This window comes from Candidatus Streptomyces philanthi, assembly GCF_059553635.1.
In genome coordinates, this window is record NZ_JCANQV010000139.1 from 1 (window position 1) to 15,342 (window position 15,342).

The 15,342-nt window shown below is 74.0% G+C and carries 12 protein-coding genes and 1 pseudogene; 4 read left to right on the forward strand and 9 right to left on the reverse strand.

Translation table 11 applies throughout. The features are described 5' to 3' along the window. Window positions 1-237, forward strand: a pseudogene (locus AC51EU_RS17520) (carboxymuconolactone decarboxylase); the annotation flags it as partial. 88 nt (window positions 238-325) lie between these two features. Next, window positions 326-1,909 carry a 4-hydroxyphenylacetate 3-hydroxylase family protein gene (locus tag AC51EU_RS17525; RefSeq protein ID WP_496267910.1) on the forward strand — a complete coding sequence of 528 codons (1,584 nt, stop codon included), beginning with the start codon at window positions 326-328 and terminating at the stop codon, window positions 1,907-1,909. A 60-nt stretch (window positions 1,910-1,969) separates the two neighbouring features. Here AC51EU_RS17525 and AC51EU_RS17530 read toward each other — a convergent pair whose 3' ends face one another. Together AC51EU_RS17530 and AC51EU_RS17535 are read right to left on the reverse strand one after the other, a co-directional pair. After that, window positions 1,970-2,803 carry an SAM-dependent methyltransferase gene (locus tag AC51EU_RS17530; RefSeq protein WP_496267911.1) on the reverse strand — a complete coding sequence of 278 codons (834 nt, stop codon included), beginning with the start codon at window positions 2,801-2,803 and terminating at the stop codon, window positions 1,970-1,972. 49 nt (window positions 2,804-2,852) lie between these two features. Then, a complete protein-coding gene (locus AC51EU_RS17535) occupies window positions 2,853-4,169 on the reverse strand; it encodes an aminotransferase family protein (RefSeq protein ID WP_496267912.1) in 1,317 nt (438 codons plus the stop codon). 212 nt (window positions 4,170-4,381) lie between these two features. Here AC51EU_RS17535 and AC51EU_RS17540 point away from each other — a divergent pair, with 212 nt between their 5' ends. Further along, on the forward strand, window positions 4,382-4,717 hold the full coding sequence (locus AC51EU_RS17540; RefSeq protein ID WP_496267913.1) for a YciI family protein: 336 nt from the start codon (window positions 4,382-4,384) through the stop codon (window positions 4,715-4,717). A gap of 70 nt (window positions 4,718-4,787) precedes the next feature. On the opposite strand, the gene AC51EU_RS17545 is transcribed toward AC51EU_RS17540, so the two are convergent. Then, a complete protein-coding gene (locus AC51EU_RS17545; protein ID WP_496267914.1) occupies window positions 4,788-6,320 on the reverse strand; it encodes an outer membrane protein assembly factor BamB family protein in 1,533 nt (510 codons plus the stop codon). Between the two features lie 394 nt (window positions 6,321-6,714). Here AC51EU_RS17545 and AC51EU_RS17550 point away from each other — a divergent pair, with 394 nt between their 5' ends. Next, window positions 6,715-7,992: a PQQ-dependent sugar dehydrogenase gene (locus AC51EU_RS17550; RefSeq protein ID WP_496267915.1), complete on the forward strand. Its 1,278-nt coding sequence runs from the start codon at window positions 6,715-6,717 to the stop codon at window positions 7,990-7,992. A gap of 109 nt (window positions 7,993-8,101) precedes the next feature. On the opposite strand, the gene AC51EU_RS17555 is transcribed toward AC51EU_RS17550, so the two are convergent. From AC51EU_RS17555 to AC51EU_RS17580, 6 genes are all read right to left on the reverse strand, one after another. Beyond that, on the reverse strand, window positions 8,102-8,683 hold the full coding sequence (locus AC51EU_RS17555; protein ID WP_496267916.1) for a dihydrofolate reductase family protein: 582 nt from the start codon (window positions 8,681-8,683) through the stop codon (window positions 8,102-8,104). Window positions 8,684-8,692: 9 nt separating this feature from the next. After that, window positions 8,693-10,318, reverse strand: a complete 1,626-nt coding sequence (locus tag AC51EU_RS17560) for an MFS transporter (protein WP_496267917.1) — start codon at window positions 10,316-10,318, stop codon at window positions 8,693-8,695. Between the two features lie 89 nt (window positions 10,319-10,407). Next, window positions 10,408-11,802: an alkaline phosphatase family protein gene (locus AC51EU_RS17565; RefSeq protein ID WP_496267918.1), complete on the reverse strand. Its 1,395-nt coding sequence runs from the start codon at window positions 11,800-11,802 to the stop codon at window positions 10,408-10,410. Continuing rightward, window positions 11,799-12,920, reverse strand: coding sequence for a metabolite traffic protein EboE (eboE, locus tag AC51EU_RS17570; RefSeq protein WP_496267919.1), 1,122 nt, complete (start codon window positions 12,918-12,920; stop codon window positions 11,799-11,801). Before eboE ends, AC51EU_RS17565 begins: the two co-directional genes overlap by 4 nt. Further along, window positions 12,920-13,795 (reverse strand): TatD family hydrolase, encoded by an 876-nt coding sequence (locus tag AC51EU_RS17575; protein ID WP_496267920.1) that lies wholly within the window; start codon window positions 13,793-13,795, stop codon window positions 12,920-12,922. The genes eboE and AC51EU_RS17575 overlap by 1 nt, the downstream gene beginning before the upstream one ends. After that, complete coding sequence (locus AC51EU_RS17580; protein WP_496267921.1) at window positions 13,795-15,195, reverse strand: EboA domain-containing protein; 1,401 nt, start codon at window positions 15,193-15,195, stop codon at window positions 13,795-13,797. The genes AC51EU_RS17575 and AC51EU_RS17580 overlap by 1 nt, the downstream gene beginning before the upstream one ends. Window positions 15,196-15,342 lie beyond the last annotated feature (147 nt).

The following is a 15,342-nucleotide window of genomic DNA, read 5'->3' on the forward strand; positions in this document are numbered from 1 at the left end:
CCCCACCGCGCCTGGGCGGCGGAAGCGGCCGCCGGCCTGCCGCCCGCCCTGCGCCCCGCCGGACGCCTGGCACTGCTGACCGCCCTCGCCTCCTACCAGGTCCTCCCGGCCGACATCGACGCCTTCCGCGCCGGCCCGGGACGCACCGACGACACCGCCCTGGTCGAACTCACCGCCTGGGCGGCCCTGACCGCGGCACGCCGGGCCGGCGCCCGGACGGCCGGCGCGACCGGGTGAGACACCCCGTACCGCACATACGAAGAAGACAGCCGGCCACCGGCACCGCGAAGCTTCGCGGAGCCGACGGCAGGAGGAGGGACACCCGATGACCGGCAGCGACGACGACCGGGCGACGGCGGCGGAGAACCGGAGCGGTACCCGCCCCATGACGGGCGACGAGTACATCGAGAGCCTGCGGGACGGCCGCCGGATCTATCTCTACGGCGACCGCGTCAAGGACGTCACCACCCATCCGGCGTTCCACAACCCGGTCCGGATGACGGCACGGATGTACGACGCGCTGCACGACCCGCGATGGCAGGGCGACCTCACGGCCCCGACCGACAGCGGCCGGGAGGGCTTCACCCACCGCTTCTTCACCACCCCGCGGACCGTGGCCGACCTGGTCGCCGACCAGAAGGCCATCGCCACCTGGGCCCGGATGAGCTACGGCTGGATGGGACGCAGCCCGGACTACAAGGCGTCGTTCCTCGGCACCCTGGGCGCCAACGCCGACTTCTACGCCCCGTTCGACGACAACGCGCGGCACTGGTACGCCAAGTCCCAGGAACACGTCCTGTACTGGAACCACGCCATCGTCCATCCCCCCGTCGACCGCCACCGCTCCCAGGACGAGGTCGCGGACGTCTTCGTGCACGTCGAGCGGGAGACCGACGCCGGACTGATCGTCAGCGGGGCCAAGGTGGTGGCCACCGGCTCCGCGCTGACCCACTACAACTTCATCGCGCACTTCGGACTGCCGATCAAGAAACGGGAGTACGCGCTGGTGGCGACGGTGCCGATGGACGCGCCGGGCATGAAGCTGATCTGCCGCCCGTCCTACGCGGCCCAGGCGGCGATGACCGGCAGCCCCTTCGACTACCCGCTCTCCTCACGACTCGACGAGAACGACACCATCCTCGTCCTGGACAAGGTCCTCGTCCCCTGGGAGAACGTTTTCCTCTACGGCGACGTCGACAAGGTCCAGCAGTTCGCCGGCCGCTCCGGCTTCCTGGAGCGCTTCACCTTCCACGGCTGCACCCGCCTCGCCGTCAAACTCGGCTTCCTGGCGGGCCTGCTGGCGAAGGCGCTGGAGATCAACGGGACCCGCGAGTTCCGCGGGGTGCAGAGCAGACTGGGGGAGGTGCTGGCCTGGCGCACCCTGTTCCAGGCACTGTCCGACGCGGCCGCCCGCAACCCCGTGGCATGGCGCAACGGCGCTCTGCTGCCCAACCCCCGCTACGGACTGGCCTACCGGTGGTTCATGCAGATCGGCTATCCGCGCGTCAAGGAGATCGTCGAGCAGGACGTGGCCAGCGGGCTGATCTACCTCAACTCCAGCGCCGAGGACTTCAAGAACCCGGAGCTGCGCCCCTACCTGGACCGGTTCCTGCGGGGATCGAACGGCGCCGACGCCGTCCAGCGGGTCAAGGTGATGAAGTTGCTCTGGGACGCCGTGGGCACCGAGTTCGGCGGCCGCCACGAGCTCTACGAGCGCAACTACGCGGGCAACCACGAGAACACCCGCGTGGAGATGCTGTTCGCGCAGATGGCCGACGGCGGCCTCGACGAGGACACCGCACTCGTCGACGCCTGTCTCGCGGAGTACGACCTGGACGGCTGGACCGTACCGGACCTGTCGGCCTTCGAGGACCTGCGCAGCGGCCGGGACGGCCTGCGCGACCTGTGAGCACACGCGTCCGGGGCCCTCGGGAACCGCCCGAGGACCCCGGACGCACGGGAGGTCCCGTCACCCGGCAGGGGCGACCGGCCGCCGCGCGACCATGATCAGCTGACCCAGTTCGACCGGCGACAGCATCACGTCCAGCACCTCCGCCGCGGCCTGCCCCCACCGCCGCACCAGCGTGTCGTAGTGCCGCCGCGCGGAGTCGGCCATCCGCGCCGTCGTCCGCCGGGTGTGCGCGGTGATGTCGGTCAGCTCGACGAGGTCGAGCCCCGCCTCCGCGACCATCGCGCGGTACGGCTCCTGGGCCAGTACCGGCGTCAGCGCCATCTCCTGGAGGACCTTGCGCAGGGCCCGCTCGCCCTCCGCGTCCAGCTCCTCCTGCCGCAGCATGTCCGACGCGACCACCAGACCGCCCGGCCGCACCACCCGGCACATCTCGCGCAGGGCCGCCGGCCGGTCCATGTGGATCAGCGACTCGATGGCCCACACCGCGTCGAACGAGGCGTCCGCGTACGGCAGCGCCAGCGCGTCCGCGCAGGCGAAGGAGACCCGGTCGGCGAGCCCCCGGGCGGCCGCCTGCCGGTTGGCGGCGTCGATCTGGTCCTGGCTGACGGACACACCGGTGACGGTGGCGTCCGAGGCGCCCGCGAGCCGGAAGGCCGGGGCACCGATGCCGCACCCGACGTCCAGCACATGCGCCCCGGGCGCCAGATCGAGCTTTCCGATGAGGACGTCCGTCATCCGGTCGACGGCCTCCTGGTCGGAACTCTCGTCGTCCTCGGACAGCCAGTAGCCGACGTGGAAGCTCTCGCTCCAGATGGAGATCAGCACCTGGGTGGCGATGTCATAGAAACCGGAGACCTCGCCGGCCCCGGGAAGGGTGTCGTCCGTGGTCATGTCACCTCCTGATGGGTGGGATGGGGCCCGCCTTCCGGCGGACGGGGTGTCAGGCGGCGCCGCAGACCTCGTCGAGCGCGTCGCCGAGGACCAGGCAGATCTCCTCGGCGTCCGCCTCGGAGGTCACGAACGCCGGTGCCAGCGTCAGCCAGTCGTCCTGCCCCCGCAGGATCAGCCCCCGCCGCAGGCAGGCGCGGGCGACCCGGGCACCGGGCGCCGGGCCCTCGCCGCCGTGGAGCGTGATCCCGAACAGCAGCCCCGTGGAACGGACCGTGCCCCGTGTGCCGACGGCCCGTTCCAGGCCAGGACGCAGCCGGCCGGCCAGCGCCCGCACGACATCGGGGAATCCGCCCTCGCGGAAGTGGGTGACGGCGGCGAGGCCGGCGGCCGAGGCGAGGGGATTGGCGGAGTAGGTGTGCGTCGGGCCGAAGACGACGGTGCCGTTGCCCGCGTCGAGCACCTCGGCGACCCGCCCGCTCACCAGCACCGCCGCCAGCGGCGCGTACCCGCCCGAGACGCCCTTGCCCGCGCACAGCAGGTCCGGCGTGACACCGAAGGTCTGCGCCGCGAAGGGCTCACCGGTGCGGCCGAACCCCGTCACGATCTCGTCGAAGATCAGCAGGACGTCGTGGCGGTCGCAGATCTCGCGCACCCGGGACAGATACGCGCGTCCGCCCGTGGCCATCGCCCGCTGCTGGATGACCGGTTCGACGATCAGCGCGGCCACCGTGTCCGGGCCCTCCGCCTCGATCGTCCGCTCCAGCAGGGTCGCCGCCAACTCCGCGGCCTCGTCCGGGGGAACGTTCCACAACGACTCGACGCAGTCCGGCGGCCACACGTGCACCACGTCCGCGAGGCCCGGACCGAACAGCCCGTCCACCCCCGGCACCCCCGTCATCGACAGCGCGCCGAACGTCCCGCCGTGGTAGCCGTGGTAGACACTGACGATCTTGAGCTTGCCCGCGGCACCGCGGCGCCGGTGATGGAACCGCGCCAGCCGCGCCGCGGTCTCCACCGCCTCCGAACCCCCGCTCACCAGCTTCGCCGCCGTCATCCCCGCCGGCGCCAGCTCCACCAGCGACGCGGCCAGCGCCAGCGCCTGCCGGTTCGTCCCGTGCAGCGGCGGATGGAACGCCATCCTCTGCAACTGGTCGGTCATCGCCCGCACGATGGGCCGGCAGTCGTAGCCGAAACAGGTGACGAAGACCCCCGACAACGCGTCGAGATAGGCCCGGCCGCCCGCGTCGAACAGCCGCACGCCCTTGCCGGACTCGAAGAGGACGGAGTCCTCCCCGTGCGGCATCTCGAAACAGAACGACGACAGATCGGCGGGCCAGGCGTCACCGGGGCCGTGGCGGACGGACATGGGCGGTCTCCTCGATCGGTGGGCCGTACGGGGACGGCCGCTGCCGCCCGGAGCCGACCCTGGCACCGGCGCCCGCCGGGGACATCTCCCAGCGTGCGCTGTTCGCCGCCCCCGCGCCCCCGGAACTTTTTCCGCGGCGTCTGTCGATTCCCGGCCGGCCCGCTCGTCGAAGAGGTGGAAGGCCGAACACGACGACGAACAAGGAGACGGCCATGGCCCACTACGCGATCCTGATCTACGAGCGGGAGACTCCCAACGGTGTCGCGGACATCCCGCCGGAGATCATGGAGCAGCACATGCGGGTGCCGGAGCGGGTCGAGGAGCTCGGCGGCAAGATCCTGCACGCCCACGCGACGCAGCCGGCGCACACCGCCACCACCGTCCGCGGGGACGGCGTCACCGACGGCCCGTTCCTGGACGGCGACCGGGCACTGGCCGGCTTCTTCGTCATCGAGGCCCGCGACCTCGACCAGGCGCTGGCCATCGGCAAGGTCGTCCCGATCATGGACGGCGGCGTCGAGGTGCGCCCGCTCATCGAGGAAGGCTGAGCCCCGCACACACCGCACGCCGCCGCGGACCACGGGTCCGCGGCGGCGTGCGCCGTTCCGCGCCCGGGTGTCAGCGCGGCGGGACCGGCCGGTAGGCGACGATGGCCGCCTTCTCGCCCGGCTTCTGCGGCCAACCGCCCGCCGCCAGCACCGTGTCCCCGTCCACCGCCACCGGCGAGTTGGACGTCGCCGGCAGCTTCGCCCGCCACACCGGCCGCCCGGTCCGGGTGTGCAGCGCGTGCACCGTGCCGTCGAACGTCGTGGTGAACACCAGGTCGTTGACCACGGTCGCCGCCCCGTACGGCGACTGGTCGAACCGGTGCGACCACCGGACGACGCCGGTCGCCAGGTCGAGGGCGACGAGTTCCCCCTCGCCCTTCGAGAACGGCGGGTACTCGGGCGGCGGCGTCTGCCGCGTCCAGGTGGCACCGAAGTTGTTCACCGCCGCGTACACCGTCGTCCCGTCCACCGCGATGGGCGCCGGGATACCGCCGAGCACCCCCGGGTACACGGTGAACGGCATCTTCGGCAGCTTCCCGTACACACCGCGCAGGGCCAGCAGATTGTCGTCGTCGTGCCCGTTGTGCCGGCCGACCGGGGTCTTCCACAGCGGGGTGCCGTCGCGCTGGTCGTAGGCGTAGACGAAGCCCGTCTTGCCCGACGCGAGCACCACCGGCCTGCCGCCCGCGCTGGTCAGCACCGGGGAGTTCTGGATGTCCCAGTCGTAGAGGTCGTGCGGCAGCGGCTGCCGGAACCACCGTATTCTCCCGGTCCGTTCGTCCAGCTTGACGAGCGCGTTGGTGTAGAGGTTCGGGCCCGGCCGGCTCGACCCCCAGGGATACTCCTTGGTGCCGATGAACGGCGCGGGATTGCCCACCGCGACATACATCCCGCCCCGCCCGTCGAAGCTCGGCGGGTACCACAGGCCCCCGCCGGAGTTGACGTCCGGCCTGCCCCACAGGCTCGCCGGCACCGTGTCCCACTTCCACCGGGGCCTGCCCGTGGCCGCGTCCAGCGCCCAGAGCACCCCGACCCCGCCACCGCCGAAGAACGAGTCGTTGTTCCCCGGCACCGTGGACACGTACACCGTCCCGTCGTGGAAGCCCGGCGCCATGTCGATGCCCTCGTGCCGGTTGCGGATCAGCGGCCGGCGCCACAGCTCGCGGCCCGTCCGCGCGTCGAGCGCGAACGCGGAGGTGACGGTCGCCCCGTACACCCGGCCCCGGCCGACGTTCACCCCGTTGGGGCCGTTGGTGGGGGAGTGGTACCGCTTGGTCCACAGCCGCCGCCCGGTCCGCAGGTCGATCGCGTACACGTTGGACGACAGGTCCTGGGTGTAGACCACCCCGCCCGCCACGACCGGGGTCGCCGCGTAGGCGCCCGCCCACCGGTCGGACGGCGCCTCGACGGGGACCGACCACACCGGGCGCAGCCGCCCGGCCGACCGGGAGTCGAGGGGACCCGTGACATGCCGGGTGCCGGCCGCGTCCCCGTTCGGCGCCGACCACGTCCGCGACGGGCCAGGCCCGGCCGTGGCCGCCGGGGGCCGCGCGGCCGTGCCCGAGGTCACCAGGGCCGCCGCGCACAGCGCCGCTGCCACCACGGCGGGACGTGACCACCCGCCCCCGCGACCGCTCCGCCCCTTCAACCGCATCAGGACCCCTCACTTCGCTGGAAAACGGCCCGTGCCCCGGGACCCCGCCACGCACCGGACGCCGCGGGGCCCGCCACCGGGCGGACGGCACGGCCCCGCCACAGGGCCTGGGCCGGCCGCACGGCGGTGACGCTACCGGCCGCTGCCGGTCGGGATCTTCTTCTCCCGTGCGGTCTGCGGACGCCCCTGCCTCCCGCCGTTCACGCTCTGAGCAGCGGGTACGGCGGTTCCCGGGCGGCGCGGGCGGCCCCCGGGACACTTGCCCGCCCGTTCCCGGGCGCGTTAGACACCGCTACCGGATCAACGCGGGGAGCCGTAAGGCCCCTACCCGAGGAGGACCGTGATGCCCGAGCCGGTGATCGCCGCGGACGGACTGCACTTCCCGACGAGCCTGGCCTTCGGCCCGGACGGAACGATCCATGTCGCCGAATCGGGCCTGCCGTTCGCCGGCGCGGCCCCCGGCGGCCGGATATGGCGCCTGGAACCCGGCGGGACGTCCCGCACCCTCGTCGCCGACGGGTTCGCGGCCCCCGTCACCGGACTGTGCCTGCACGACGGCGTCCTCTACGTCTCCGAGGGCGGCGCGGGACGGATCACCGCCGTCGCCCCCGGCGGGCGGCGCTCCACCGTCGTCGAGGGCATGCCGGGGCCGGGCAACTACCACACCAACGAGGCGGCCTTCGGCCCCGACGGCAAGCTGTACTTCGCCCAGGGAGCGATGTCGAACCTCGGCATCATCGGCCTGGACGCCTACGAAATCGGCTGGCTCGGGCGGCTTCCGCACGCGTACGACGTACCGGGGCTCGACGTCGTCCTCGCCGGCGTCAACATCACCACCGCCGACCCCCTGGCGGACACCCCCGGCGCCCGCACCACCACCGGCGCGTTCCAGCCGTTCGGCACGCCCGGCGCCCCCGGGCAGCGCGTCCCCGCGGGACTGCCCTGCACCGCCGCCGTGATGCGCTGCGACCCCGACGGCGGCGGACTGGAACTCGTCGCCTGGGGACTGCGCAACGCCTTCGGCCTCGGCTTCCTCCCGGACGGCCGGCTGCTCGCCGTCGACCAGGGGGCCGACGACCGCGGCAGCCGCCCCATCGGCAACGTCCCCGACCTGCTGTTCGACGTCCGCGAGGGCGCCTGGTACGGCTGGCCCGACTACATCGGCGACCGGCCGGTCACGGCACCGGAGTTCGCCCCCGTGCGCGGCCCGCACCCCACGTTCGTCCTGGCCGGCCACGACACCTTGCCCGCCCCCGAGAAGCCGCTGGTCTCCTTCACCCCGCACGCGGCCGCCACCAAGTTCGCCGTCGTCCCCCCGGCGTCGTCCTTCGCCGGACACCTGGTCGTCACCCTCTTCGGCGACGAGGCGCCCATGACCGTCCCCCCGGGCGGCCCGCGGGCCGGCCGCGGCCTCCTGCGCATCGACCCGTCCGACTGGTCCACCCACCGCCTCCCCGCCGGCATGCCCCTCCACCGCCCCATCGACACCGGCTTCGCCCCCGGCGACAACGCCCTCTACGTACTCGACTTCGGCCGCTTCGAGATGTCCGACTCCGGCGTCCGCGCCGAGGCGGGCACGGGGCGGCTGTGGCGGTGGGAGGGGTGGACGGGGAGTCGCTGAACGGGGCCTGGGTTCCGGCCCCGTACGCGCCACGCCGGCGCCCGCACCGCGCGCGGCGGCGCCGTCCCTCCCCCTCCGAGGGACGGCGCCGCGCGGCGCGGGAGGCGGTTCAGACCTCCCCGGGCGGGCGCACGGCCTCGTAGTGGAGGCTCACCACGCCGGTGGGGAACGCCTCCGCGGTCAGCAGACGCAGATCGACGCGCCGGCCGAGACCGGCGAGGAGCGGCTTCCCGCCGCCGGCGACGGTCGGGTTGACCAGCAGACGGAACTCGTCGATCAGGCCCGCGCGCAAGAACGAGCGGGCGATACCGTTGCCGCCGAACAGCGCCAGGTCCTTGCCGGGGGCGCGCTTGAGGCGGGCGATCTCGGCCGGGAGGTCCGCGGCCAGCCGGGTGTTGTTCCAGTCCGCCCGTTCCAGGGTGGTGGAGAAGACCACCTTCGGGATCTCGGAGATCCAGCGGGAGTAGGACACCTCCTGCGGCGAGCTTGTCGCGGCGCCGGCCGCCTCGGGCCACCAGGTCTCGAACTCCTGGTAGGTCACCCGGCCCAGGAGGGCGGTGTCGCAGGACGCCCGCAGCGCGTCGACGACCCGCCAGGTGTTCTCGTCGGCCCGCAGCCAGTCCATTCCGGCATCCGGGCCCTCGGTACAGCCGTCCACCGTCAGATTCATGTACAGGATCACCTTGCGCACGACCGCCTCCTAGGACCTCGCGCCGATCGTCCCGCCGGCGGAATCCCCGGCGGCTTCCCCGGCCCCGTCCCGGGCGCCGTCGTCCGCACCGCCCGGGTCCCGGCCCTCCTCCTGGTCCGTGGGCGGCAGATGCCGGAGCGCCTTGACGATGAAGAGGGCGACACCGGCCATGAGGACGGCGCTGGCGGCGGCGAACACGTTCATCCCGGAGGTGAACGCGTCACGGGCCGCGGACAGCAGCTCCGCGGACAGCCTCGCGGGCAGCTCCGCCGCCGCGGCCACCGCACCCGCGACGCTCTCCTGCGCCTCCTGGGCGGCGGCCGCGGGCACACCGTGCGGGACGGCGTCCGCGATCCGCGCGTGGTAGACGGCGACCCCGGCCGTGCCCAGCGTCGCCACGCCCAGCGCGGCCCCCGCCTCATTGCTGACCTGCGCCATCGACGCGGCGGAACCGGCCTTCTCCGGCGGGGCGGAGCTGACCACCAGCCCCGTGCCCAGGGAGACCAGCGGGCCGTCGCACAGCCCGATGACGGCGAAACCGATGATCAGGTCGGGGGTCCCGCCGACCGGGCCGATACCGATGAACCACACCAGGGTCGCCACCACGCCCACCAGCCCGCCGCTGATGAGGTACGCGGGCCGGATGCGGCGGGCGAGCACCGGCGACAGCATGGAACTCACCGTGGCCACGGCCATGCCCGGCAGCAGGCCCATGGCCGCCTTCAGCGGCGAGAGCCCGGCCACGGACTGGAAGTACTGCGTCATGAACAGCAGCGTCGTCCCGCCGACCATGCTGTAGCTCAGGAGGGCGACCAGCGCGGTGCCCGATCCGGCGGAGCGGAACAGCGCCAGGTCGAGCAGCGGATCGTCCAGCGTGTGCTGGCGCCGCACGAACAGCGCGCCCACCGCCAGACCGACCACCACCGCCGCCACGGACAGCGGGTGCATCCCGTTCCTGGCGAGTTCCTTGACGCCGTAGATGAACGGCAGGACCGCGGCCAGCGACAGACCGACGCTGAGCAGGTCGGGCCGGCCGGGGTCGGGAGCCCGGTGCTCGGGCAGCAGCTTCCACCCCAGCACGAGCAGCAGCACGATCGGCGGGACCGACACCAGGAACACCGAGCCCCACCAGAAGTGCTCCAGCAGCACACCCCCGACCGTCGGCCCGAGGATCGCGCCCAGCGTGAAGTAGCCGGCCCAGATGCCGATGGCCATCCCCATCTGCCGGGGGTCCCGGAACATGTTGCTGATCAGCGCCAGCGTGGACGGCGCCAGCGTGGCGCCCGCGACGCCGAGCAGGGCCCGGGACGCGATCAGCATCTCGGCACTGGTGGAGTAGGCCGCCAGCACGGACGCGGCGCCGAAGGCGGCCGCACCGATCATCAGCAGCCTGCGGCGGCCGATCCGGTCGCCGACGCTCCCCATGGTGATCAGGAAGCCGCCGACCATGAAGCCGTAGATGTCCAGGATCCACAGCTGCTGGGTGCTGGTGACCTGGAGGTCCGCGCTGAGGTGCGGCGCGGCGAGCAGCAGCACGAACATGTCGAAGGTGATCAGCACGGTCGGCAGGGCCAGCACCGCCAGCCCGATCCAGGCCCGCCTGTCCGCCCGGGGCGGTGTGTCCTCGTCCGTCACGGTCTCGTCCTCTCGTCGTCCGTCATCGGCTTCTCACCGTCACGACGAACGAGGCGGCCCGGAATCGACAGCCCCGCGCGACATCCTTTTCAGCCCGCGGGCGCAAGCCCTTGCAGCCACAGGACCAGATCGCGGAACCCGGTCGCGTCGAGGTGCCCCGCGGCCTCCACGGCCCGCGGCACCTCGGGCACGGAGCACAGGAGCAGCGGCCCCTCGGCGGGCGTGGCGGGCAGCCGCCCGTGCGAGCCGCGCACCCAGCGGCCGTCCGTCGGCACCACGTCCATGGCGTAGCGCAGACCCGCCTTCTTGCGCAGCAGCCCGAGCCCGGCCCGTGCCCGCGCCCAGCGGTCCGCCGGATCGAAGAACAGCTCCGCCGGGTCATAGCCCGGCTTGCGGTGGATCTCCACCCCGCGGGCGAAGTCCGGCGCCCGGTCCGGGTCCAGCCAGTAGTAGTACGTGAACCAGGCGTCGGGCCGGGCGGTGACCACGAACTCACCGGAGCGGGGGTGGTCGATCCCGTACCGCGCCTGCGCCTCGCGGTCCAGCACCTCGTCGGTGTACGGCAGCGCCCGGAGCAGGCCGCCGACCCTGGGCAGGTCGGCGGGGTCGGCGACGTAGACGTGCGCGACCTGGTGGTCCGCGACGGCGAAGGCCCGCGACGTCCAGGGATCGAGGTACTCCATGCCCGCCTGGGTGTGGACCTCCAGCAGTCCCTCCCGGCGCAGGTCGCGGTTGATGTCCCCGGGATGCCGCACGGACGTGATGCCGTACTCGCTCAGGGCGAGGACGATCGCGCCGGCCTCGTCGGCCGCGTCCAGCAGCGGCGCGAGGGCCGCGTCGGTCGCCGCGGCGGCGGCCGCGGCCTCGGGGGAGCCGGGGCCGTGGCGCTGGAGGTCGTAGTCCAGGTGCGGGACGTAGCACAGCAGCAGATCGGGGGCCTCGCGGGCCAGGAGGCGGCGGGCGGCCCCGGCGATCCAGCGGCTGGAGGCGATCGAGGCGGTCGGGCCCCAGTAGTGGAACAGGGGGAACGGGCCGAGGGCCGCGGTGAGTTCGTCGTGGAGCCGCGGCGGCCGGGTGTAGCAGTCGGGGGACTTGCGGCCGTCGGCGTGGTAGACGGGCCGCGGGGTGACCGTCCAGTCGGTGCTCGCCCCCATCGCGTACCACCAGCAGACATTGGCCGCCCGGTAGCCGGGGCGGGCCCGGCGGGCGGTCTCCCACAGCTTCTCGCCGCCCACGAGCCGGTTGTGCTGCCGCCACAGATGGATCTCCCCCAGGTCGCGGAAGTACCAGCCGTTGCCGACGATGCCGTGCTCCCGGGGCAGCGCGCCGGTCAGCAGCGTGGACTGGACGCTGCACGTCACCGCGGGCAGGACGGTTCCCAGCCCGGCCCGCCACCCCCGGTCGGCGAGCGCGGACAGCCGGGGCATGCGGGGGAGCAGCGCGGGGGTGAGCCCGACGACGTCGAGCACCACCACCGGCCTCACCGCGCCACCCCGGCGGCGCGCTCCGTCTCGTCCAGCAGCTCCCGCGCCCGGGTCAGTTCGGCGGCGATGCCCGCGGTGAGGTCCGCGGGCGGCACCGGCAGCACGCCCCAGGTGTACGTCTCGACCTCCACCGGCGGCAGCCCGCCGTGCGTCCCGCGCAGGGCCGTGAGGGTGTCGCGCAGCACCTGGGTGGTGGGCCGCACCGCCCCGCCGCCCCGCCAGTGCAGCGGCACATGGAAGTGCACCCGCCAGGGCCCGCGCCGGGGCAGCCCGGTGAGCGCGGGGCCCAGATCGTCGGCGCCGGTGACGGAGCCGTCCGGCGCGCGCTCGCGGACCTGGTGCAGATAGCGCGGCTCGGCGTAGCGGGCCAGTTCGCGGCGGGCCCCGGGCGCCGCGGGGTCGGCCACGTGCAGGGCCGCGGACGCCTGGACCTTGACGACATCGATGCCGCGGGCCGCGAGGGCGGCGACGGTGTCCGCGGGGTCGGCGAACGAGACGGCGAGATGGCAGGTGTCCAGGCACAGGCCGAGATACCGCCGGTCGGTGCCGTCCAGCCACGCCACCGCGTCCGCGACCGTGTCCAGGACGCAGCCCGGCTCGGGCTCCACCGCCAGCCGCACCCGCCGCCCGGTACGTTCCTCCAGTTCGCCCAGCCGCCGGGCCAGGGTGTCCAGCTGCCGCCGGGCCGCCGCGTCGTCCGCCGCCGTCCACGGGTGCCGCCACCCCAGGGGCAGGGTGGAGAGACTGCCGGTGGCACCGTCGGGCAGCAGCGCGGCGAGCGTCCGGGCGCAGTCGAGGGTGTAGCGCAGCCGCGCCGGGTCGGTCCACCGGGGCCGGTAGACGGCCCGTTTGACGACGGCGCCGTGGAACCCGCCGTACGGGAAGGCGTTGAGGGTGACGACGGACAGGCCCCGGGCGTCCAGCTCCGTCCGCAGGCGCCGCAGCGCGCGGGGATCGCGGGCGAGGACCGCCGCGGCGCCGGCGGCCAGCCACAGCCCGACACCCAGCCGGTCGAGCCCGAGCCGGCGGCGTACCGGTTCGCAGTCCTCCGCGAGCTGCGCGACGACGCCGTCGAGGTCCTCGGCGGGATGGACGTTGGTGCAGTAGGAGAGCCGCATCAGCGGTCACCGGCCGGGCGCGCGCCGCGCAGCACCGAGTTGCCCGCGAAGGTCTCCTCCCGCCCGGCGTCCCCGGGAAGCGGGGTGAGGTCGAGACGGCCGCTCTGCCCGTAGAACGCGACCGGGTTGTCCCACAAAAGCCGCTCCACCGCCTCCGCGCCGAAACCGGCCGCCAGCAGGGCGAGACCGGTGCTGCGGGTCTTGAGGGGATCGGAGCGGCCCCAGTCCGCGGCGGAGTTGACGACCACGCGCTCGGTGCCGATACGGCGCAGCACGGCGACCGTCCGCCGCTCGTCCATCTTGGTGTCGGGATAGACGGAGAAGCCCATCCAGCAGCCGGACGCGGCGACGAGCTCCGCGGTGGCCTCGTTGAGATGGTCGACGAGCACCCGCTCCGGGGGCAGCCCCGACGCCCGCACCACGTCGAGGGTACGGCGGGTCCCGGCGAGCTTGTCACGGTGCGGGGTGTGCACCAGCACCGGCAGGCCGTGCTCCGCCGCGAGGGCGAGCTGCCGGGTGAAGGCCGCGTCCTCGGCCGGCGTCATCGCGTCGTAGCCGATCTCCCCGACCGCCACCACACCGTCCTTGACGAGATAGCGGGGCAGCACGTCCAGGACCTCGCGGCACCGCGGGTCGTTGGCCTCCTTCGGGTTGAGGGCGAGCGCGCAGTGGTGCCGGATGCCGAACCGGGAGGCGCGGAAGCGTTCCCAGCCGACGAGGGAGTCGAAGTAGTCGGTGAAGGACCCCACGCCGGTGCGCGGCTGCCCCAGCCAGAACGCGGGCTCGGTGACGGCCCGCACCCCGGCGGCGTACATCGCCTCGTAGTCGTCGGTGGTCCGCGACGTCATGTGGATGTGCGGGTCGAAGATGCGCATCAGTCCTCCAGCAGGGTCAGCGCGTCGGCGGGCACGGCACGGCCGGCCCGGCGGCGCTCCTCGGCGAAGTCGGACACCATGCGGACGAGTTCCGCGTCGCGGCGGCCGCGCCAGCCGTCGACGAGCTCCAGCGGCACCCCGGTGAACAGGCACTTGAGGACGCCGTCCCGCCAGGTGCGGTCGTCGAGGCGCGCCGCGCCGAACGGCCCCATCGCGGCGGCCACGAGCCGGACATCGTTGCTGCGCAACGCGTCGGCGGCCAGCTCCGCGCCGGCACCGGCGAGCGCGGGCAGATGGCGCAGCGCGTCCAGGGCCCGCAGGACACCCAGCCGTTCGCGGGTGTCGCCGTGACGGTAGAGGGTGCCGAGAGTGGCGGCGGGCGGGGGACCGGAGCCGTCGTCCCGGGCGGCGAGTTCGATCAGCAGCTGCGCCCTGGCCCGGTCCTCCTCGGTGGCGCCCGGCGGCCCGCCGGTCCGGTCCGGCACGAGCGGGGCACGCCCGGTGATCCGCCCGACGGCGGGGAACACGGCCGGGACGCGCGCGGGGTCCTCGAACGCCGGGGCCAGTTCCGGATGCCGCGCGGCGAGCAGGGCCGTCATGGCGCGCCGGGCGGTCTCGGGCGCGGCATGGCCGTGCCGGGGCAGCTCCACGGCGGCGAGTCCCGCGTACCCCGTGTCGTCCAGCGCGGCCAGCACGGCGGGCAGGTCCAGCCGTCCCCGCCCGAACTCCAGGTGCTCGTGCACCCCCGGCAGCATGTCGTCGAGCTGGACGTTGACGAGCAGGCCGCCCAGCCGGCGCACCCAGTCGGCGGCGCCGAGGGACTCCACCGCGACGCAGTGTCCGACGTCGAGGGTGACGCCGAGGACGTCCGGGTCGCCGAGGGCCCGGCGCAGCTCCAGGACGTCGTCGACCCGCTCCACGACCATCCCGGGCTCCGGCTCGAACCCCAGCCGCACCCCCCGCGCCTCGGCCTCCTCCACCACCGCGGCCGTGGTGCCGACGAGCTGCTTCCACGCCTGCTCCGGCGCGGTGCCCGGCGGCCGGACGCCGGACCAGAAGGAGACGCACCCCGCGCCCAGCTCCGCGCCGACGGCGATCGCGCGGCGCAGCAGACCGACGCGGCGGCCGCTGTCGTCGGACACCAGCGTCGGATGGTGCTTGCGCCACGGGTCGAGCAGATAGCGCGCCCCGGTCTCCACCACCACGGACAGCCCCAGCCGGTCCAGGGCCTTGCGCACGGCGCGTGTCCGCTCGGACAGGTCGCCGGCGAACGGGTCGAGATGGCGGACGTCGAGGGTGAGGGCGACCCCGGTGTAGCCGAGGTCGGCGAGGACGCGCAGCGCGTCGTCGAGGCGGTGGTCGGCGAAGCCGTTGGTGCCGTAGCCGAGCCGTACGCTCATGTGCTGCTCACCTTCCTTCCCAGCAGCCGGACCAGGGGCAGCGCCACCGCGGGCAGTACCGCGCCCACCAGGTCGCGGCGGGCCGTCAGCGCGATCTGGAGCGGCACCATGCCCTCGATGCCCGCCCCGGTCGCCGCCCGGACGGCC